Annotated in this window: 19 protein-coding genes; 12 read left to right on the forward strand and 7 right to left on the reverse strand. The window is 67.0% G+C overall.

The annotated features are described in order from the left end of the window. The 3 genes from cysS to radA are packed head-to-tail and all read right to left on the reverse strand — an operon-like array spanning position 1 to position 3,226. Entirely contained in the window at positions 1-1,317 is a 1,317-nt protein-coding gene (gene cysS, locus VIR62_RS03350; RefSeq protein ID WP_431868672.1) for a cysteine--tRNA ligase, read from the reverse strand. Next, positions 1,314-1,841 (reverse strand): CvpA family protein, encoded by a 528-nt coding sequence (locus VIR62_RS03355; protein WP_431868674.1) that lies wholly within the window; start codon positions 1,839-1,841, stop codon positions 1,314-1,316. The genes cysS and VIR62_RS03355 overlap by 4 nt, the downstream gene beginning before the upstream one ends. Positions 1,842-1,852: 11 nt before the next feature. After that, positions 1,853-3,226 (reverse strand): DNA repair protein RadA, encoded by a 1,374-nt coding sequence (gene radA, locus VIR62_RS03360; RefSeq protein ID WP_431868675.1) that lies wholly within the window; start codon positions 3,224-3,226, stop codon positions 1,853-1,855. A 124-nt stretch (positions 3,227-3,350) separates the two neighbouring features. Here radA and VIR62_RS03365 point away from each other — a divergent pair, with 124 nt between their 5' ends. Continuing rightward, positions 3,351-3,683 carry an HPF/RaiA family ribosome-associated protein gene (locus tag VIR62_RS03365; RefSeq protein ID WP_431868676.1) on the forward strand — a complete coding sequence of 111 codons (333 nt, stop codon included), beginning with the start codon at positions 3,351-3,353 and terminating at the stop codon, positions 3,681-3,683. Between the two features lie 34 nt (positions 3,684-3,717). Continuing rightward, positions 3,718-4,419, forward strand: coding sequence for an endonuclease/exonuclease/phosphatase family protein (locus tag VIR62_RS03370; RefSeq protein ID WP_431868678.1), 702 nt, complete (start codon positions 3,718-3,720; stop codon positions 4,417-4,419). Positions 4,420-4,520: 101 nt separating this feature from the next. Here VIR62_RS03370 and VIR62_RS03375 read toward each other — a convergent pair whose 3' ends face one another. Then, on the reverse strand, positions 4,521-5,822 hold the full coding sequence (locus tag VIR62_RS03375; protein WP_431868679.1) for a serine hydrolase domain-containing protein: 1,302 nt from the start codon (positions 5,820-5,822) through the stop codon (positions 4,521-4,523). Between the two features lie 99 nt (positions 5,823-5,921). Then, positions 5,922-6,425, reverse strand: a complete 504-nt coding sequence (locus tag VIR62_RS03380; RefSeq protein ID WP_431868681.1) for a septal ring lytic transglycosylase RlpA family protein — start codon at positions 6,423-6,425, stop codon at positions 5,922-5,924. 168 nt (positions 6,426-6,593) lie between these two features. Here VIR62_RS03380 and VIR62_RS03385 point away from each other — a divergent pair, with 168 nt between their 5' ends. From VIR62_RS03385 to VIR62_RS03405, 5 genes are all read left to right on the forward strand, one after another. Then, positions 6,594-8,927 (forward strand): patatin-like protein, encoded by a 2,334-nt coding sequence (locus tag VIR62_RS03385; RefSeq protein ID WP_431868683.1) that lies wholly within the window; start codon positions 6,594-6,596, stop codon positions 8,925-8,927. A gap of 61 nt (positions 8,928-8,988) precedes the next feature. Continuing rightward, positions 8,989-9,312, forward strand: coding sequence for a hypothetical protein (locus VIR62_RS03390; RefSeq protein ID WP_431868684.1), 324 nt, complete (start codon positions 8,989-8,991; stop codon positions 9,310-9,312). Then, positions 9,309-9,983: an orotidine-5'-phosphate decarboxylase gene (gene pyrF / locus VIR62_RS03395; RefSeq protein WP_431868685.1), complete on the forward strand. Its 675-nt coding sequence runs from the start codon at positions 9,309-9,311 to the stop codon at positions 9,981-9,983. Before VIR62_RS03390 ends, pyrF begins: the two co-directional genes overlap by 4 nt. A 52-nt stretch (positions 9,984-10,035) precedes the next feature. Beyond that, positions 10,036-10,887, forward strand: a complete 852-nt coding sequence (gene accD, locus VIR62_RS03400) for an acetyl-CoA carboxylase, carboxyltransferase subunit beta (protein WP_431868687.1) — start codon at positions 10,036-10,038, stop codon at positions 10,885-10,887. A 94-nt stretch (positions 10,888-10,981) separates the two neighbouring features. Beyond that, entirely contained in the window at positions 10,982-12,307 is a 1,326-nt protein-coding gene (locus VIR62_RS03405; RefSeq protein WP_431868689.1) for a bifunctional folylpolyglutamate synthase/dihydrofolate synthase, read from the forward strand. On the opposite strand, the gene VIR62_RS03410 is transcribed toward VIR62_RS03405, so the two are convergent. Then, complete coding sequence (locus VIR62_RS03410; RefSeq protein WP_431868708.1) at positions 12,292-13,608, reverse strand: AmpG family muropeptide MFS transporter; 1,317 nt, start codon at positions 13,606-13,608, stop codon at positions 12,292-12,294. The genes VIR62_RS03405 and VIR62_RS03410 overlap by 16 nt on opposite strands. A gap of 139 nt (positions 13,609-13,747) precedes the next feature. Here VIR62_RS03410 and VIR62_RS03415 point away from each other — a divergent pair, with 139 nt between their 5' ends. Next, on the forward strand, positions 13,748-14,884 hold the full coding sequence (locus VIR62_RS03415) for an aromatic ring-hydroxylating oxygenase subunit alpha (protein WP_431868691.1): 1,137 nt from the start codon (positions 13,748-13,750) through the stop codon (positions 14,882-14,884). Between the two features lie 5 nt (positions 14,885-14,889). Here VIR62_RS03415 and VIR62_RS03420 read toward each other — a convergent pair whose 3' ends face one another. Beyond that, positions 14,890-15,321 carry a response regulator gene (locus tag VIR62_RS03420; protein ID WP_431868693.1) on the reverse strand — a complete coding sequence of 144 codons (432 nt, stop codon included), beginning with the start codon at positions 15,319-15,321 and terminating at the stop codon, positions 14,890-14,892. Positions 15,322-15,451: 130 nt separating this feature from the next. On the opposite strand from VIR62_RS03420, the gene VIR62_RS03425 reads away from it, so the two are divergent. The 4 genes from VIR62_RS03425 to VIR62_RS03440 all read left to right on the forward strand — a co-directional run. Next, a complete protein-coding gene (locus VIR62_RS03425; protein ID WP_431868694.1) occupies positions 15,452-16,330 on the forward strand; it encodes a pseudouridine synthase in 879 nt (292 codons plus the stop codon). Then, positions 16,327-16,872, forward strand: a complete 546-nt coding sequence (gene rsmD / locus VIR62_RS03430; RefSeq protein ID WP_431868695.1) for a 16S rRNA (guanine(966)-N(2))-methyltransferase RsmD — start codon at positions 16,327-16,329, stop codon at positions 16,870-16,872. Before VIR62_RS03425 ends, rsmD begins: the two co-directional genes overlap by 4 nt. A gap of 2 nt (positions 16,873-16,874) precedes the next feature. Beyond that, positions 16,875-17,894, forward strand: coding sequence for a class A beta-lactamase (gene bla, locus VIR62_RS03435; protein ID WP_431868697.1), 1,020 nt, complete (start codon positions 16,875-16,877; stop codon positions 17,892-17,894). 10 nt (positions 17,895-17,904) lie between these two features. Continuing rightward, the coding region (locus VIR62_RS03440) for an ATP-dependent helicase (RefSeq protein ID WP_431868699.1) at positions 17,905-19,904 on the forward strand (2,000 nt) is incomplete at its 3' end.

Below are 19,904 nucleotides of genomic sequence, written 5' to 3' on the forward strand. Positions count from 1 at the left end.
TCAGGTCCGGCGCCAGGTGGTCCCCGCAGGACTGTCTTCCAGCAGGATTCCTTCCTTTTCGAGATCGGCGCGAATGCGGTCGGCTTCGGCATAATTCTTCCGCCGCTTGGCTTCGGCGCGGGCGTCTATCAGAGCATCGACGCGGGCATCGCCTTCGCCCTGGAACCAGGCGGAAGCGCTTTCCGCGAGGAGTCCGAGAAGCGCGGCGCTCGCGCGCAGCGTGGCGGGATCGTCGATTGCCGAGAGACGGGAAAGGGCGAGCGGGGTGTTGAGGTCGTCGGCAACCGCTTCGATGACTTTCGAGTCCGCCTCGCCCGCGACGGCGTCGCCCGCAGCGCGATACAGGCGGTCGAGCGTCGCCTTGCTCTGGGCGATGAGCTGCGGGGACCATTCGAGCGGCTGGCGGTAATGGGCGGAGAGCAAAGCGAGGCGCAGCGTCTCGCCTTTGTGCCCCTGCTCCAGCAGCTCGGCCACCGTCACGACGTTGCCGAGGCTCTTCGACATCTTCTCGGCTCCGGCCATCGAGAGGAAGCCGTTGTGAAGCCAGAAACGGGCGAGCGGCACGCCGTTATGCGCGCAGCGGCTCTGGGCGATCTCATTCTCATGATGAGGAAAGATGAGGTCGAGGCCGCCGGCGTGGATGTCGATCGTCTCGCCCAGATGCGCCTCGATCATCGCCGAGCATTCGATGTGCCAGCCGGGGCGGCCCCGGCCCCAGGGCGAATCCCAGCCGATCACCTGCGGCTCCGACGGCTTCCACAGCACGAAGTCGGCCGGGTCCCTCTTGTAGCTGGCGACCTCGACGCGGGCGCCGGCGATCATCGCCTCGCGGTCGCGGCGCCCCAACGCGCCGTAATCCGGATCGCTCGGGACATGGAAGAGGACGTGGCCGTCCGCTTCATAGGCGTTGCCGGCTTCGACCAGCCGGGCGATCATGCCGATCATCTCGCCGACATTCTCGGTCGCCCTGGGCGCCATTGTCGGCGGCCGAACGCCCAGCGCACCCATGTCGGCGAGATAGAAATCCTCGTAGCGCGCGGTGATGACCGAAGGGTCCACCCCCTCAGCCTCCGCCGCCGCGATGATCTTGTCGTCGACGTCGGTGACGTTGCGGGCATATACGAGGCTGTCCTCGCCATAGCGATGGCGCAGCAGGCGGGCGAGGACGTCGAAGACAACCGCCGGGCGGGCATTGCCGATATGGGCCCGGCTATAGACCGTAGGGCCGCAGACGTACATCGTCACGCGCTTCGGGTCGGCGGGCTCGAACGCCCGCTTCTCGCGCGCCATCGTGTCGTGAAGGCGGATCGCGGTCATTCCGCCGCCTCTCCCTCGTCCGGCGCGGCCGAGCGGCGGGTCTCGACGAAATCGACGATGGCGCGGCCGCTGGCGTTGAGCAGCGGATAGGTGCGGGAATCGAGCATCCAGTCGGGCCGGGCGCCGCGGCTGGTGTAGAAGAAATCGTAGACGATATTCGCCGCCAGGAAGAGCAAGGTCGCGCCGATCAGGCCCTTGAGCGCCCCGAAGCCGCCGCCGAGCACCCGGTCCACGGGCCCCACGACCGAATTGCGCGTCGCCCCGCCGATGCGGCGGGCGACGATCTTGCCGGCGATGAAGACCACGCCGAAAACCAGCGCGAACGCCAGCACGGCGCCGCCCATCCCGACCGGCTCTTCCAGAGCGGCGCGCACCGGCTCGTAGAAGAACTTCAACGCCACGATCGCCGCTACCCAGGCGAGTAGGGACAGAACCTCGCAAACGAAGCCGCGGAGGAATCCGAAAACGGCGCCGCCGCCGACGAGCAGCAGAACGAGGATGTCGAGGGAGGTGAGGCCAGCCATTCCGGGTTGCGCTACTGGCGGCCCAGCAGATGGTCAACGAGCTGGCCCAGGGTGCGAAAGCCGGTAAGGGCCATGCCGCTCTTCTCCGCGCTCAACGAGGCGGGCACCAATGCGCGTTTGAAACCGAGCTTCGCCGCTTCCTTGAGACGCAACGCCCCATGGGCGACCGGACGCAGCTCGCCGGACAGCGAGACTTCGCCGAAGGCGACCGTCTCGGAGGCCACCGGACGCTCGGCCAGCGCGGAGACCAGGGCGGCGGCGACCGCCATGTCCGCCGCCGGATCGCTGACGCGATAGCCTCCCGCGATGTTCAAATAGACTTCGGCGGTCGAGAAGCTGAGGCCGCAGCGCGCCTCCAATACGGCGAGGATCATCGCCAGGCGCCCCGAATCCCATCCAACGACGGCCCGACGGGGCGTGGCCCCGCTGGCCAGGCGGACGGTTAGCGCCTGGATTTCGACCAGCACCGGACGCGTGCCTTCCAGCGCGGGAAAGACCGTGGCGCCCGAGACGGACTCGCCCCTGTGCGTCAGGAACAGCGCCGAGGGATTGGAGACTTCGGAGAGCCCCTCCTCTTCCATGGCGAAGACGCCGATTTCGTCGGTGCCGCCGAACCGGTTCTTGGTGGCTCTGAGAATGCGGTACTGATGGCTGCGCTCGCCCTCGAAGCTCAGCACCGTGTCGACCATATGCTCGAGCACGCGCGGCCCCGCGATCGATCCGTCCTTGGTGACATGGCCGACGAGGACGAGGGCGGTGCCGGTTTCCTTGACGAAGCGGATCAGCTCCTGGGCCGAGGCGCGGACCTGGCTGACGGTTCCCGGCGCGCCCTCGATGAGATCGCTGTGCATCGTCTGGATCGAGTCGATGACCAGCAGCGCCGGCGGCGCGGATTCGCTGAGCGTCGTCAGGATATCGCGAACCGACGTGGCGGCGGCAAGCTTCACCGGAGCGGCACCCAGGCCAAGGCGGCGGGCGCGCAGGCGCACCTGGTCGGCGGCTTCCTCGCCCGAAATATAGGCGACCGGCAAACCACGCGCGGCGATATGGGCGGCCGCCTGCAGGAGCAAGGTCGACTTGCCGATACCCGGATCGCCGCCGATGAGCGTCGCCGAACCGGACACGAGCCCGCCCCCCAGCGCCCGGTCGAACTCCTTGATGCCCGTGCCGGTGCGGGGCGGGAGGACTACGTCGGCGTCCAGACCGACCAGTTCCACGGCCCGCCCTCCGGAGCGAAGGTCGTGACGCGCGGAAAAAGGTGTCACGACGGCGCTCGTATCCTCGACGAGCGTGTTCCATTCGGCACAGTCGGCGCATTGCCCCTGCCAGCGGCTGCTGACCGAGCCGCAGGCCTGACAGACAAATCTCTTGCGCACCTTCGCCATGACCAGAGGGTTAGCGGGGCGCGGCGCGGGTCGCCAGTGGATTTACGGCAGGCCGCCTCACCGACTGGAACGCCCGCCTTTCCCCGGCATTGGATGATTCAGGACCATAGAGGAGGAGGCGCGCATGTTCGTCCAGATACATACCGACAGGCAGATCGACGGCGGCAGCGAGCGTGCCGCCCGGGTCGAGGACCGCGTGCGCGAGCGGCTCGCCCGTTTCGAGGATCGCCTGACCCATATCGAAATCCACGTGACCGACATGAACGGCGGCAAGGGCGCCTCCGGCCTCAGGGCGACACTCGAAGCGCGGGTCAACGGGCTCGATCCCGTGGCCGTGACGGAGGAGGGCGCGACGGTCGATCGCGCCGTGCTGGGCGCCGCGGGCAAGGCAGCACGCGCGCTCGGCCACAAGCTCGGCCGGCTGACGGACCGCACAAAGGCCGTGCCCGCCAGTTGACGCGGACCGTCCCTCCCTCACAAGACGAGCCGCGATGATCTTGGTCGCCAGTTACAATATGCGCAAAGCGATCGGCACCGACCGGCGGCGGCGTCCGGACAGGACGATCGAGGTGCTGAACGAGCTCGACGCCGATGTCGTCGCGCTTCAGGAAGCGGATCGACGCTTCGGGGCGCGGATGAGCGCGCTGCCAGTCCACATGATCGAGGAGCATAGCGACTACAAGCCCGTGCCCTTCGAGGCGCGAAGCGGCAGCCTCGGCTGGCATGGCAACGCGTTGCTGGTCAGAAAGTCGGTCGAGATCATCCATAAGGAAATCGTCCACCTGCCCTCGCTGGAGCCGCGCGGCGCGGTGATGGCCGAGGTGCGCGTCGGCGGCGTCGATCTTCGCGTCGTCGGCATGCATCTCGACCTGTCCGGGCTGTGGCGAAGGCGACAGGCGCATGCCATCCTCGCGCATCTCGCCGGCCGGGACGGCGATCCAGAGGCGCCGACGGTGTTGATGGGCGACCTCAACGAATGGAGCGCGCACGGAGGATGCTTGCGCGACTTCGCCCACCATCATCGCTTCGCCGCATGCGGCCGCAGCTTCCATTCCCGCCGTCCGATCGCGCAGCTCGACCGGATCATGGTCAGCAAGGAGCTGGAGATACTGGAAAGCGGCGCCCACCGCAGCGTGGCGGCGCGGCGCGCTTCGGACCACCTCCCCATCTGGGCGCGCGTGAAGCCAGCTTAGCATGACATCACTCTCCGTCATTGCGAGGAGCGTAGCGACGAAGCAATCCAGTTCTGCCGCCCGGCTGGATTGCTTTGCTCCGCTTGCAATGACGCCGTGTTCTACGACGTTCCCGAGAAGGCCCGCTCGGAGCTGTCCTCAAGTTCATTGAGCTCCAGCCAATCTCGCGGCTCGAGGTTATAGACCATGTCCATCACCTCGAATTCGAGGCCGCCCGGCTGAGCGGTGCCCGAATTCCACAGCGCGACGACCCCGCTTTTCTTTTTGGGATCGAACAGGATCAGCGACCGATAGCCGGTGACGCCGCCGCGATGGCCGATGAGCCGATGCCCGGCATAGTCGTATATCCGCCAGCCAAGGCCGTAATCGGCCTCGTTCAGCCGCTCGGCGAATTCGCGCATGCGCCGCTTCTCGCCGGGCGTCCCGACGCGGGGTTCCTGAACTTCATCGAGCGCGCCGTCCGGCAGCACGTCCGGCGCGCGCCCCATCTGCGCCATCATCCAGATCGTCAGGTCCTTGATCGACGAATTGACCCCGCCCGCTGCCGGAACGCGATAATAGGAATCGGTCACCTCGACCGGATTGGAGTTCTTGCCGCCGCGATGCGGGCGCGCCCAGCTTTCGGCGTTGACCAGACCGTCGCGGGTCAGCGTGGCGCTGGTCATGCCTAGCGGCAGGAACAGCTGGTCGCGCACCGCCTGCTGATAGCTGATGCCCGTCGCCTTCTCGACTACCTCGCTCGCCGCGTCATAGGCTACGTTCTGATAAGCGTGGCACTGGCCGGGCGGGCAGATCGCGTTGAGTGAGGCAAGGCTGGCACGAAGCTCGGCATCGTCCCGGCCATCCTCCAGGCTTGAATCATGGGCATGTGCGAACAGGCCGAGCTGATGCGAGAGAAGGTCCGAGACAGTGGCTTTGTCCTCGTTGCCGGCAGGCAGGCGCAGCGAGGAGGACCATCGGCCGACCGGATCGCGAAGCGACAGCCGGTCCTGCTCGGCGAGCTTGGCGACCATGTCGGCCGCCACGCCCTTGGAGAGCGACGCCCAGCGGAAGATCGTGTCGATCGTCACCGGCTCGTCGCCGCCGGCTACGGTCGTGCCGTAACCCTTGAGGAAACGGATGCGGCCATCCTCGACGATGCCGACGGCGAGGCCGACCATATTGTCCTGTTCGACTAGGCGCTGAAGCCGCTGATCCAGCCGCGCATAGTCGACATCGCTCTTCCTCGACGGCTTTACGTCGATGCCGATGCGCTGCGACAGGCCGGCTATCTTCTCCTCTACCGGCTCCACGCGCCCTGCGAAAGTGCCGCCGGACGCGGCGATGATGAAGACCGCCAATATGACGGCGGCGATGGACGCGATCTTGATCCGCCTCGACAGCAGACCTCTCCTAAAAAACATCAACTTCACGGTGCCCATGCGGCTGATTGAAGCCGGTCGGCGGCGACCGCGTAACCGTGATAGTCAGTTAGGAAACAAGGTAAAGATGCAAAGGCGCGATCAGCGCAGCAGATCCAGGCTGACCAGCGCCCTGCCGGCGCGCACCATGGAGATCTTCTCGGCGGCCGCGCGCGAGATATCGACGATCCGCTTCTTTACGAAGGGCCCCCTGTCGTTGATGCGAACGATGACGCTCTTGCCGTTGGATTTGTTGGTGACCCTGAGCTTCGTGCCCATCGGCAGCGTGCGGTGCGCCGCGGTCAGCTGGCGGGGATCGAAAATCTCGCCACTCGCCGTGCGGTTGCCGGCGAGCTCGGCGCCGTAATAGCTCGCTTCGCCATCCGCGAGATGCTGGTATTCTGGTCCGGCTTCCTCGACGATCGGCGCCAGCTCCGGCTCCGCGACCGGCGTCGCCGTCGGATCGACCGGGGTCGCCGTCGCCGCTTCGATCTCGGGGAGGCCGTGGGGAGTATCCGCTTTCACGGGAACGGAGGACATGAGACCCGCCAGTGCCACGGCCACAACAGTATGCCCGCGGCGGCGACCGGCTTTCGTAATACTCATGACAGACGCCCCTCAACTCGATGTGAGGGGCATAATATCGGCAATTTGACGAGTCCCATCCGCGGCGACGGTTCGTTTCGTTTCTGCGGTGAAATATCGTAATGGTTAACGACCGGAAGGAACTTGGTCGTCTCGACAAGGCACGTCCTTCCTGTCACGCTCATGATCATGCGGGAGAAGGAACTGCGGCTGGCGCTGGTCTGCTATGGGGGGATCAGCCTGGCCGTCTACATGCACGGCATTACCAAGGAGATCTGGCACCTCGCCTGCGCCAGTCGGGCATTTCATGCCGGAGAGCCAACGGCCGGCGGCAGTCAGGACGTCTACCACAAGCTGCTCGAAACCATCGCCGACGAATGCGGAATCCAGCTTCGGGTCCTGGTCGATATATTGGCCGGGGCGAGCGCCGGCGGCATCAACGCCATCTTCCTCGCCGATGCGATTTCGACGGGGCGCTCGCTCGACCCGTTGACCGAGCTCTGGCTGGACAAGGCCGACGTAGACCGCCTCCTCGACCCCGGAGTCCATCCGGTCTCGCGTTTCGCCAAGGCGGCGGCCGTGCCGATCGCCTGGGCGCTGTCGGGCAAGGGCGGCGGCACGGTGGACGAAACGGTCGAAGCGGCGCATCGCGATGAGGTTCGCGCCAAGCTCGCCAATTTCGTGCGGGCGCGGTGGTTCGCACCGCCCTTCGCCGGCCCGGGCTTCACCGCTTTGATCCTCGACGCGCTGGAGGCCATGGCGGCCGGCCCGGTCGGGCCGCCGCTCCTCCCCCACTACCAGCCGCTCGACCTGTTCGTCACCGTCACCGACTTCCACGGCCACCCCGAAAGACTGCGGCTCCACTCGCCGCCCGAGGTCGCCGAGACCGAGCACCGGCTCACCGTTTCCTTCCGCGACAAGGGCGGGCCGGAGCGCCGGCTGGCCCATGACGCAGAGCTCACCTTCGCCGCGCGCGCGACGGCCAGCTTCCCCGGCGCCTTTCCGCCTTTCCGGGTAACGGAGCTGGACGATGTCCTTCACGAAAGGAAGCAATCCTGGCCGGGCAGGGCCCGCTTCCTGAGGCGTGCCCTGCCCCGCCAGTTCGCCATCGGCGAGGCCGAGAATGCGGTACTGATCGACGGATCGGTGCTCGCCAACGCGCCGTTCCGCCCCGTCATCGACGCGCTCCTGAACCGCCCCGCCCGCCGCGAGATCGACCGCCGCTTCGTCTACATCGACCCGAAGCCGAGTGGCCGGAGCGTTCGCCTCACCGCCACCGGCGAAGCCGAAGCGCCGGGCTTCTTCACCACCATCTTCGGCGCCCTCTCGGACATCCCGCGCGAGCAGCCGATCCGCGACAATCTCGAAGCGATCGACCAGCGTTCGGCCCGCATCGTCCATCTTCGCCAGGTCGTCGAGGCGATGCGGCCGGAGGTAGAGGCGGCGATCGAGCGGGTATTCGGAACCACGCTGCTGCTCGGCCGACCTACCCCTAAGCGCCTCGCCGCCTGGCGATCGAAGGCGCAGACGGTCGCCGCGCGGGAGGCGGGCTACGCCTATGCCGCTTATGGGCATCTGAAGCTCTCCTCGGTTCTCGAGGATGTCGCGGGCCACATCATTCGGCTGAGCGGCGGCGCGACCCGGCAGCGACGGGAAGCGGTCAGGCAGGCGCTTTGGAACGTGGCCGACCAGGCCGGTCTCACCTCGAACGAGGCGATGACGGCGGCGGGCGCGAGGGCCGACGTAATCGAATTCTTCCGCAGCTTCGATCTCGTCTACCGCACACGGCGCCTTCGCCTGCTCGCCCGCCGCCTTGGCCGGATGGACGAAAAGCCCCATGCGCCGCGCCAGGCGATCGAGGCCGCCCGCGGGGCGGTCTACGACCTCATCGGACGCTATCGCGCGCCGATGGACACCGACAGCGAAGTCGATCTGCCGATCTTCCAGCAAGCGGTGGAACAGCCCGTCGATGCGCTGGAAGCGCTGGCCGAGCGGCTCGACCTCAAGCGCCGCGACGACGAGGCCGACGCGCGCATTTCGGAGGTTCTCGCTGCCTTCCCCAAGGCGGAGCGCCGATCGCTCATCCTGACCTATCTGGGATTCCCCTTCTACGATATCGCGACCCTTCCGCTCCTCCAGGGCGAGGGTTTGGACGAGTTCGATCCGGTCAAGGTCGACCGCATCGCCCCCGACGACGCCACCGCCATCCGCGAGGGCGGCGCCGAGGCGACCTTGAAGGGCATCCAGTTCAACAGCTTCGGCGCCTTCTTCAGCCGCGCCTACCGGGAGAACGACTATCTGTGGGGCCGCCTCCACGGCGCCGACCGACTCGTCGATATCGTCGTCTCGGCCCTGCCCGAGGGCGTCCATCTGCCGCCGGGCAAGGTGGCGACCCTCAAGCGCGAGGCCTTCCGCGCGATCGTCGCCGAGGAGCGGGAGCGGCTGACCGCCATCCCCTCGCTGTTCGAGGAGCTGGATCGTGAGATAGGCGGCGAAAAAGCGGCAGAGTCAGCGGCCGACTAAGGCCCTCTGGACGAGCCGGGCTTTTTGTTGGACTTAGGCGAGAGCCGCCTGGGAGAGTTGCATGCAGTTCCTGAAAACCCTGTTCTGGGTCGCGTTCGCGGTGATCCTCGTGCTGTTCGCGAGCATCAACTGGAACGCCGTCACCATCAAGCTGTGGGGCGGGCTCGAAGCCGATGCGAAGCTGCCGATCCTGATCCTCGCCGCCTTCCTGCTCGGCTTCCTGCCGATGCTGGTCGTCCACCGGGCCCGGCTCTGGACCCTGAAGCGGCGGCTCGAAATGCATGAGCGGCAGGGCGTAGTCGTCCAATCCGCTCCGCCCGTTGCGTCGCCCCCCGCCACGGAGGAGCGCACCGCGACCGACAGCACGGTCTGGCCTAAATCATGACCAGCCCGATCTACGTCGCGATAGACACACCCGATCTCGAAAAGGCGAAAACGATCGCCACGCGGGTGCGCCATCATGTCGGCGGCATCAAGCTCGGCCTCGAATTCTTCTCCGCCAATGGCCGCCAGGGCATCCGCGACATGGCGGAGCTGAACCTGCCCATCTTCCTGGACCTCAAGTTCCACGACATCCCCAACACCGTCGCCAAGGCGATCCAGGCTCTGCGACCGCTGGAGCCGGCCATATTGACGGTCCATGCCGCCGGCGGACGCGCGATGCTCGAAGATGCCAAGGCCGCCGCTCCCGCCGACACCAGGGTCGTGGCGGTGACCGTGCTGACCAGCCTGGATGGACCCGACCTCGGTTCGATCGGCGTCCCCGACGATCCGCACAGTCAGGTCGAGCGGCTGACCGCGCTGGCCCGGCAGGCGGGCGTCGACGGCGTCGTCTGCTCGGGCAACGAGGTCGCCGCCGCCCGGGTGCTCTGGCCCGACGGATTCTTCGTCGTTCCCGGGGTGCGCCCCTCCGGCGGCCACACGGGCGACCAGAAGCGCGTCATGACGCCGCGCGCCGCCCTCGACGCCGGTGCCTCTATCCTCGTCATCGGCCGCCCGATCACCCAGGCCAAGGATCCGGACAAGGCCGCGCGCGCGATCGAGGCGACGCTGTAACTGGACAAACAGGACGGCATGTTCCATCCGCGCGGCGGAAGGAGAATCCCGCATGAGCTGGCTCACCCGCGTCCGCCAGAGCATCCCATTCCTGCCCAAGCGCGAGACGCCGGACAATCTCTGGCACAAGTGCCGCAGTTGCGAAGCCATGATCTTCACCCGGGAATGGGAAGAGAACGGCTTCATCTGTCCGCGTTGCGACCATCATGACCGCATCGGTCCGCGCCAGCGCTTCGATCGGCTGTTCGACCCCGGCTATTCGCTGCTCCCGCCGCCGGCGGTAAAAGAAGACCCGCTGAAATTCCGCGACAGCAAGAAGTATACCGACCGCATCAAGGCCGCCCGCCAGAAGACCGGCGAGACTGACGCGCTCATCAACGCGCGCGGCGCTATCGAGGGCCAGCGCGCGGTGATCGGCGTTCAGGATTTCGCCTTCATGGGTGGATCAATGGGCATGGCGGTCGGCGCTGCCTTCGTTGCCGGCGTGCGCGCCGCGATTGACGATCGCTGCCCCTACATCATCTTCACCGCCGCCGGTGGGGCGCGCATGCAGGAGGGCATCCTCTCCCTCATGCAGATGCCCAAGACCACCGTCGCCATCGCCGAGCTCAAGGAAGCGGGCCTGCCCTATATCGTCGTTCTCACCGATCCGACGACGGGCGGCGTCACCGCCTCCTATGCGATGCTGGGCGACGTCCACATCGCCGAGCCCAACGCGCTCATCGGCTTCGCCGGCCAGCGGGTGATCGAATCGACGATCCGCGAGAAGCTGCCCGAAGGGTTCCAGCGCGCCGAATATCTGCTCGACCACGGCATGATCGACATGGTCGTGCACCGGAAGGACCTGCGCCAACGCCTCGCCCAGCTCATCGCCTATCTGACGCCGAGACAAGAGGCGGCATAGCGATGATCGTCATGCTGAACTTGTTTCAGCATCCATCTTTCCACCTCATCCTAGTCGACGAGATGGACCCTGAAACAAGTTCAGCGTGACGGCCATGCCCGACCGTGCCGCCTCCGATAATCCACTCGTCCAGCGCCAGCTCGATCGCCTCTCCGATTTGTCTCCCGGCGTGGACACGCTCGGACTCGAACGGATAAGCGCGCTCCTCGCCCGCCTCGGCAATCCCGAGCGCAAGTTGCCGCCCGTCTTCCACGTCGCCGGAACCAACGGCAAGGGCTCCACCTGCGCCTTCCTCCGCGCCGCGGTCGAGGCATCGGGCCTCAGGGCGCATGTCTACACCAGCCCCCACCTCGTCCGCTTCAACGAGCGCATCCGGCTACAGGGCAAGCTGATCGAGGACGAGCTTCTCGCGGAGCTCCTCGCCGAGACGCTGGACGCCGCCGAGGGTATCGGCCCGAGCTTTTTCGAAGCCACCACGGCGGCCGCGTTCCTCGCTTTCTCCCGCGTCCAGGCGGACGCCTGCATCATAGAAGTGGGGCTCGGTGGCCGGCTCGATGCGACCAACGTCATCCCTCGACCCGCCGTCTGCGGGATCGCCCAGCTGGGCCTCGACCACCAGTTGTTTCTGGGCTCCAGGCTCGAAATCATCGCCGCCGAGAAGGCGGGCATCGCCAAGCCGGGGGTTCCGCTCCTCACCCAGCATTATCCGGACCGGATCGCGAACAGGATAGGCGAGGTCGCGGCGGCCGCGGGCGCGCCCTGGCTCCCCCGCGGCGGCCAATGGGATGCGGCGTCCTATGGCCAGAAACTCCATTATCGCGACGAGCTCGGCACGCTCGATCTTCCGCTGCCCCGCCTCCAGGGACTGCATCAGGCGATGAACGCGGGTCTCGCCATCGCCATGCTGCGGCACGGCCCGCTGGCCATCCGCGACTCCGCACTGCGGGCGGCGATGGGCTGGGCGGAGTGGCCGGCACGGCTGCAACGGCTCGGACCCGGACCCCTCCACAAGCGGCTCCCAAAGGGATCGGAGCTATGGCTGGACGGCGGTCACAACCCGGCGGCGGCAAGAGCCATCGCCGACTTCTTCCGCGCCCACGTGCCCGCCGAGCGGCCGTTCCACATTGTCTTCGGCCTTCTGGAGAACAAGGACGCAGCAGGAGTTTTGAAGCCCTTCCGCAATCGGGCGATAACCCTCCACACCATCCCCGTGCCGGGCCATCCCCACCACAGCCCCGCCCACCTGGCCGCCACGGCGCGCGGTGCCGGGCTCAACGCGCTGCCCGCGCAGGATGTCGAGGATGCACTCGGCTGGATCGCCCGCCACGCCGACAACGCCCATCCGCCCGTCGTCCTGATCCTGGGCTCGCTCTATCTGGCGGGCGAGGTGCTGCGGAAGAACGATCAGCCGCCGTCCTGAGGTTCGTCCCGGCGTGCATCGCCTTCGCCTACCTTGCCAGCCGAGCCGACCGACGCGTCGATCAGGCCCGCCCGCATCATCAGCCAGAAGAGGATAATGCCCGGAAAGGCGATCACGGTCGTGAACCAGTAGAAATTCACGTAGCCAAAGGCTTCGACTAGGGTGCCCGCCGTCGTGCCCGTGAGGATGCGGCCGACGACGCTGGCGGCGGCCGATATCAGCGCATATTGCGAGGCCGTGAAGCGCAGATCGCACAGCGCCGAGAAATAGGCGATGACGACAACGCCGCCGATACCGCTGGCGATATTCTCGAACGTAATGGCGCCGGCCAGCCCCCAATTGCTGTGCCCGGCGGCGGCGAGCACCGCGAAGCTCGCATTGGAAATCGCCATCAGGATGAGGCTCAGCAACACCGAGCGCTTCATCCCCATCTGCGCATAAAGCACGCCGCCGATGAAGATACCGATGAGATAGGCCCAGAAGCCGAAGCCGACATCGTAGATGGCGATCTCGTCGTTGCTGTAGCCCATGTCGTCGAGCAGCAGGCGGAGCGTCAGCTGGCCGAGCGTGTCGCCGATCTTGTGAAGCAAGATGAACAGCAGCACGAGGAAGGCGCCCTGCCGGAGGAAGAATTCCGTGAAGGGGCCGTAAACCGCCTGAAGCGCCTCGCCGAAAGCGCGTCGCTGCTTGGGCTCGCGGTGGCGGGCTGGCTCACCGAAAAGGAGGCCGGTCAGCATCGCCGGAAAGGCGAAGGCGGCGCAGGCGAGGTAGGCGATCTCCCATCCGACCCGGGCCGCGAGGACGAGCGCCAGCGCGCCCGCCGCGACCGAGCCGATCCGCCAGCCATATTGCACCATGCCGGAACCGACGCCGAGTTGGCGGGGTTCGAGTATCTCGATGCGATAGGCATCGATCACGATGTCGAAGGTCGCGCCGGCGAAACCGACGAGAACCGCGGCATACGCAGTTTGGAGCAGGCTGGCGGACGGATCCACGAGCGCCAGATTCGCGACCGCCGCGATCACCAGCACGCCGGCAAGAATCAGCCATGACACGCGCTGCCCGAGCCGCCCGAGGATAGGCAGCTTCACGCCGTCGACGACCCACGCCCACAGGAACTTGAGATTATAGACGAGGAAGGCGAGGCTGAAGGCGGTGATGCTCTGCTTGTCGAGCCCGTCCTGCGAGAGTCGCGTGGTCAGGGTCGCGCCGATCATCGCATAGGGAAAGCCGGAGGAAACGCCGAGGAAGAAGGAGGCGAGCGGCGCAGACTCGAAATAGGGGCGGATGCCTTCCGGCATGCGGCTGCGCCAGTCACTGGGCGCGGTCGAACTGGCTTGATCCATTTGCGTCTTGTAGCGCCTCCTTGGCCTTCGGCTAGCCCCGTTTCGGCGGATAGACGCTTGCCTTCCTCGGGCCACGGCAGCACCGTTCGGCGTCATGGATGTCCAGGCGACGCGGCGGCCGACCGAGGGCCAGCTTGCCCTCGCGAAAGCGGTTGCCGAGGGGCGCAATGCCGTAGGGGAAGCGGTCGGCTCGGTCCCTGCCTCGCTCTACACCGACTCGGATCGCTTCGAGTTGGAGCGGGCGCGGCTGTTCGCCCGGCTGCCGCGGGTAATCGCGCCTTCGGCGCTTCTGCCGCGCGCCAACATGGCGGTGGCGCATGACGGCTTCGGCGTACCGCTCCTCATCACCCGCGACAAGCGGGGCGCGGCGCATGTCTTCTTCAATGTCTGCCGCCATCGTGGCACGCGGCTGGTGGAGGGCGGTGAGGCCCAGTGCGCGCCTCGCCTCGTCTGCCCATATCACGCCTGGTCCTACACGCTAGACGGCGCGCTGGCCGGTGTGCCGCGCGCCGATAGCTTCCCCGGTCTCGACAAGACGGGGCATCATCTCGCCGAACTGCCGAGCCAGGAGGCGGGCGGGCTCATCTGGTTTTCGCGCGCGGAATCCGATTTCGGCGATGCGGCCGCGCTGGCGCCCGAATTCGACGCCTTCGGCCTCGGCGACCATCACCTCTTCCGCCGTCATGTCCACGACGTGCCGGCGAACTGGAAGCTGATCATGGACGCTTTCCTCGAAAGCTATCATGTCCAGCGCCTCCACGCCTCCAGCATCGGCAAGTTCTTCGCCGACGGAGTCACGGCTGCGGACAGGATCGGCCCCCACCAGCGCTCCGCCGTCGGCCGCGCCGAGTATCTGGCGGGGATAAGCCAGAACGACTGGCCGGCGCTCAGGGCCGCAATCACCTTCGCCTACCAGCTCTTCCCGGCGACGGTCATCGTCGTCAGCCCGGATTATGTGAACGTTATGGTGCTGATGCCCCAGGCGGTGGATCGCACCTTGGTCGAGGATTTCATGCTGATTCCCGAACCGCCGGCTACACCCGAGGAGGATCAGCATTGGGAGAAGAGCTGGATCCTCCTCGACCAGGGCACGTTCGGCGCCGAGGACTTCCGCGCCGCCGCGCTCGGGCACGAGGGCCTGTCCTCCGGCGCGATCGACCGGCTGACCCTGGGCACGCTGGAAACCGGCATCCTTCACTTCCACGAGCAGATCGAGGCCGCGCTGGGCTGAGACATCTATTCGACTTGTGCGTACAGGCTGAGGCCTTCGGGCACCTTCTTGAGCTTGCGGCCCTGCCGTTGCCGGTCGATCGCTTCGAGCGCGGCCTTCAGCATCTTGTCGCTATAGGGCTTGGCGAGGCAGCCGACTGCCAGCTTCTGCGCCTCGATCGGGCAATAGCCGCTCACGAACAAGACCGGGATATCCTTCGTCCCGGCGGCACGGGCGACATCGATCCCATCACCCGCCCCGCTCAACTTTATGTCGCTGAGGACGAGGTCGAGCGGCTCTTTGTCGATCACGCCCAAGGCATCGGCGACCGAATCCACCGTCGCCACGACCTCATAGCCCTCCTCGCTCAGCAGATACTCGTTGTCGAACGCGACGAGGGGTTCGTCCTCGACGATGAGAATGCGCCTGATTATCCTTTCGCGCTTGCCGAACAACATTTAGTGGGTGGCCCTCCCGGGTTAGACTGGTCTCGTAACGGGCAGCATAGCCGAGGGTGCCCCGCCACCGCTATCGCTTTGGCGCGTTTCATTTTCCGGCTGTCCGAACGGAGACGGCCGACAACGTCTTTTGGAGGTTCCCCTGGCCCAGCATCATCCGCCGCGAGAGCCGCAGCGAATCGCCAAGCTCCTGGCCCGCGCCGGAATCGCCTCGCGCCGCGAGATCGAGCGGATGATCGAGGAGCGCCGCATCGCCATCAATGGCCAGCCGGTCGAGAAGCCGGCCACCCTGCTCACGTCGCTTCACGGCGTGACGGTGGACGGCAAGCCGGTGAAGGAGCCCGCCCCCGCGCGCCTCTTCCGCTATCACAAGCCCGCCGGGCTGCTGACGGCCGCGAGCGATCCCAAGGGGCGGCCGACCATCTACGACCGATTGCCTACGGGCCTGCCGCGGCTGATGCCGGTCGGCCGCCTCGACATGAACACCGAAGGGCTTCTGCTCCTCACCACCGACGGCGGCCTCAAGCGCCAGCTCGAGCTCCCTTCGACCGGCGTCGAGCGCACCTACCGCGCCCGCACCTTCGGCAGCGTCACCCAGGATCAGCTCGAAGCGCTGATCGAAGGCATCGAGATAGACGGCATGCGCTACGGTCCGATCGATGCGAACCTCGAACGCCGCACCGGCCGCAACCAGTGGATCGAGATGAAGCTCACCGAAGGCAAGAACCGCGAAGTCCGCCGCGTGCTGGAACATCTCGGCCTCCAGGTCTCCCGCCTGATCCGCACCGCTTACGGCCCGTTCGTTCTCGGCGATTTGCCCGCGGGGGCGGTCGATGAGGTGCGTCAGTACGATCTCGTCGCCTTTCGGAACACACTAGATCCTCCCCGGTCCGGGGAGGGGAACCATGCGAAGCATGGTGGAGGGGGCCCTGAGCGCGGCACGAAATCCCCTCCACCACGCCGCTTCGCGTCGCGGTCCTCCTCCCCGTCCCGGGGAGGATCTAAGTGAGGATAATAGCGGGCGAGTGGCGCGGACGCTCGATCATCGCCCCCGAGGGCCGGGCCACGCGCCCGACCAGCGATCGCGCCCGCGAAGGCCTGTTCTCCATGCTCGCCAGCCGGATCGGCACCTTCGAGGGCCTGCGCGTCGCCGACCTGTTCGCCGGCACCGGGGCCCTCGGCCTGGAGGCCCTGTCGCGCGGAGCGGCGCACTGCCTGTTCGTCGAAACCGACCCTGGCGCCGTGGCCTCGATCAAGCGCAACATCGATGCATTCGGAGCCGGGCAGCGCGCCGAGGTCCGCAGCCAGTCGGTCGAATATGCCTCGCCCCCGCCCGCCCCTTGCGACCTCCTCCTCCTCGACCCACCCTACGCGACCGGCCTTGCCGAGATGGCGCTGGGCCGCGTCGGCAATCCGGCCTGGGTGGCGGTAGGCGGGATCGTCAGTATAGAGACGGCCGGCGAGCGCTTGGCCGTCCCGACCGGCTTCGCGGTCGCGGCCGAGCGGCGGTTCGGCAAGGCGCACATCACATTGCTGCGGCGAGAGGGATGAGAATGTTGAAACGTGCCTTGATGGTCTTGCTTCCCCTCGTCCTGGTCGCCTGCCAGAACGAAGCGTCCCCTCCTCCGCCTCCGGCCGACATCGTCACCCCCGCGCTGCAGGCTCTGGCCGAAAAGGCCAGGCCGGGCGTGCTGGGCGTCGCCATCCTCGACCTCGGCACGGGCGAGATGAAGGGCGTCAATGCCGAAAAGCCGATGCCGATGCAGAGCGTCTTCAAGCTCCCCCTCGCCATCGCCGTCATGGACGCGGCCGACAAGGGCAAGCTATCGCTCGACGACACCGTCTCGCTCGCCAGGGAGCAGCTTTCCGTCGCGCACAGCCCGATCGCCGAGGCCTTTCCGGAGCGCACCGACTACACGATCGAGGCACTGATCCGCGCCGCCGTCGCCCAGAGCGACAACACCGCCGCCGACCTCCTCCTGAAGCGCATCGGCGGGCCGCAGGCGCTGACCCGTTTCTTCCAGCGGCGCGGCATCGAGAGCTTCCGCGTCGACCGCTACGAATATGAGCTGCAGCCGCAATCGGTCGGCCTCTCCGAGTTCATCGGCCAGTGGATCGGACTGGACGCGATGATGGAGGCCAAGGAGCAGGTGCCCGTCGAGGCCCAGCGAGCGGCGCTTCGCCTCTACCTCGCCGACCCCCGCGACCGGGTCAGCCCCGCCGACATGGTCCAAATTCTCTCCATGCTGGCGAAAGGCCAACTCCTCTCCCCCGCCTCCACCGAAAAGCTGATGGGCATATTGGAGAGCACTACCACCGGCACCGACCGCCTCAAGGCCGGCGCTCCCCACGGCGCCACCGTCTATCACAAGACCGGCACGGGCGCCACCGTCGAGGGCGTCGCCAGCGCCATCAACGACGTCGGCATCATCGAGCTCGCCGACGGCCGCCGCCTCGCCGTCGCCGCCTTCCTGGCCGGCTCCGACCTCCCGCCCGAACAGCGCGCAGCCCTCATCGCCGAAGTCGCGCGGATCGGCACCACGAAGGTTGCCGCGAGCGCCGCCGTTCCCTAACTGTTCACCGGTGAGTCACCCCGTCCCCACAACCGCCGAACCGCCCTACCTCAGGGCCCTGAACGAACCCCAGCGCGAGGCCGTGCTGACCACCGAAGGCCCCGTCCTGGTCCTCGCCGGCGCGGGCACGGGCAAGACCGCCGCCCTCACCGCCCGCCTCGCCCATCTCGTCGCCACCCGCCGCGCCTGGCCGTCCGAGATCCTCGCCGTCACCTTCACCAACAAGGCGGCGCGCGAGATGAAGGAGCGGGTCGGCCGCATCGTCGGCGAGGCCGTGGAGGGCATGCCCTGGCTCGGCACCTTCCACGCCATCGGCGCTAAGATGCTGCGGCGCCACGCCGAACTGGTGGGCTTGCAGTCCAATTTCACCATCCTCGACACCGACGATCAGCTGCGCCTGATGAAGCAGCTCATCACCGCCGCCGACATCGACGAGAAACGCTGGCCGGCGCGCCAGCTCGGCGGCCTCATCGACCGCTGGAAGAACCGCGGCTGGACCCCGCGCGAGGTCGACGCCGGCGAGAGCGAAGCCTATGCGAACGGCAAGGGCCAGCAGCTCTACGCCGCCTATCAGGAGCGGCTGAAGGCTCTCAACGCCTGCGACTTCGGCGACCTGCTGCTCCACATGCTGGTCATCCTGCGCACCCGCCGTGACGTGCTGGAGCTCTATCAGAACCGCTTCAAATATATCCTCGTCGACGAATATCAGGACACCAACCAGTCCCAATATCTCTGGCTCCGCCTCCTCGCCCAGGAGCGCAAGAACATCTGCTGCGTCGGCGACGACGATCAGTCAATCTACTCCTGGCGCGGCGCCGAGGTCGCCAACATCCTCCGCTTCGAGCAGGATTTCCCGGGCGCGAAGATCATCCGCCTGGAGCAGAATTACCGCTCCACGCCGCACATCCTAGGCGCCGCCTCCGGCCTCATCGCCCACAATGGCGGCCGCCTCGGCAAGACCTTGTGGACCGAGCATGACACCGGCGAGAAGGTCCAGGTGATCGGCGTCTGGGACGGGCCCGAGGAGGCGCGCCGCGTCGGCGAAGAGATCGAGACGATCCAGCGGCGCGGCGCCAAAGGAGAACGGAGCCTCGACGATGTCGCGATCCTTGTCCGCGCCCAGTTCCAGACCCGCGAGTTCGAAGACCGGTTTATCGCCATCGGCCTCCCCTACCGCATCGTCGGCGGCTTCCGCTTCTACGAGCGGGCTGAAATCCGCGATGCGCTGGCCTATCTCCGCGTCATTGCCCAGCCCGCCGACGACCTCGCCTTCGAGCGTATCGTCAACACCCCCAAGCGCGGCCTTGGCGACAAGGCGGTGGCGAAGATCCACGGCTTCGCCCGCGCTGTCGGCGTTCCTCTGGTTTCCGCCGCCGCCCAGATGCTCGACACCGACGAGCTGACTCGCCAGGCCCGCCGCTCGCTCGGCAACCTCGTCGCCGACTTCGCCCGTTGGCGCGCCCGACTCGACGAGCTGCCCCATCCGGAGCTCGCCCGCCTCGTCCTCGACGAATCGGGCTACACCGCGATGCTCCAGGCCGATCGCTCCGCCGAAAGCGCCGGCCGCCTCGAAAACCTGACCGAGCTCACCCGCGCCATGGAGGAATATGAAACGCTCGGCGCCTTCCTGGAGCATGTCAGCCTCGTCATGGAGAACGACGCCGCCCGCGATGAGGAAAAGGTCACCATCATGACCATCCACGCCGCCAAGGGCCTCGAATTCGGCACCGTCTTCCTCGCCGGCTGGGAGGAAGGCGTCTTCCCCTCGCAGCGCTCGCTCGACGAAGGCGGCAACGCGGCCCTCGAGGAAGAACGCCGCCTCGCCTATGTCGCTATCACAAGAGCGCGCCATAAGTGCTTCATAATCCACGCCGCCAACCGCCGCATCTACGGCCAGTGGACCAGCAGCATCCCCAGCCGCTTCGTCGCCGAGCTGCCCGATGATCATATCGAACACGAGACCACCATGAGTGGCGGCGAAAGCCTATGGCGCGCCAACTGGTCGACAAG

This window comes from Allosphingosinicella sp. (genome assembly GCF_036570505.1).
Taxonomy (GTDB): Bacteria; Pseudomonadota; Alphaproteobacteria; order Sphingomonadales; family Sphingomonadaceae; genus Allosphingosinicella.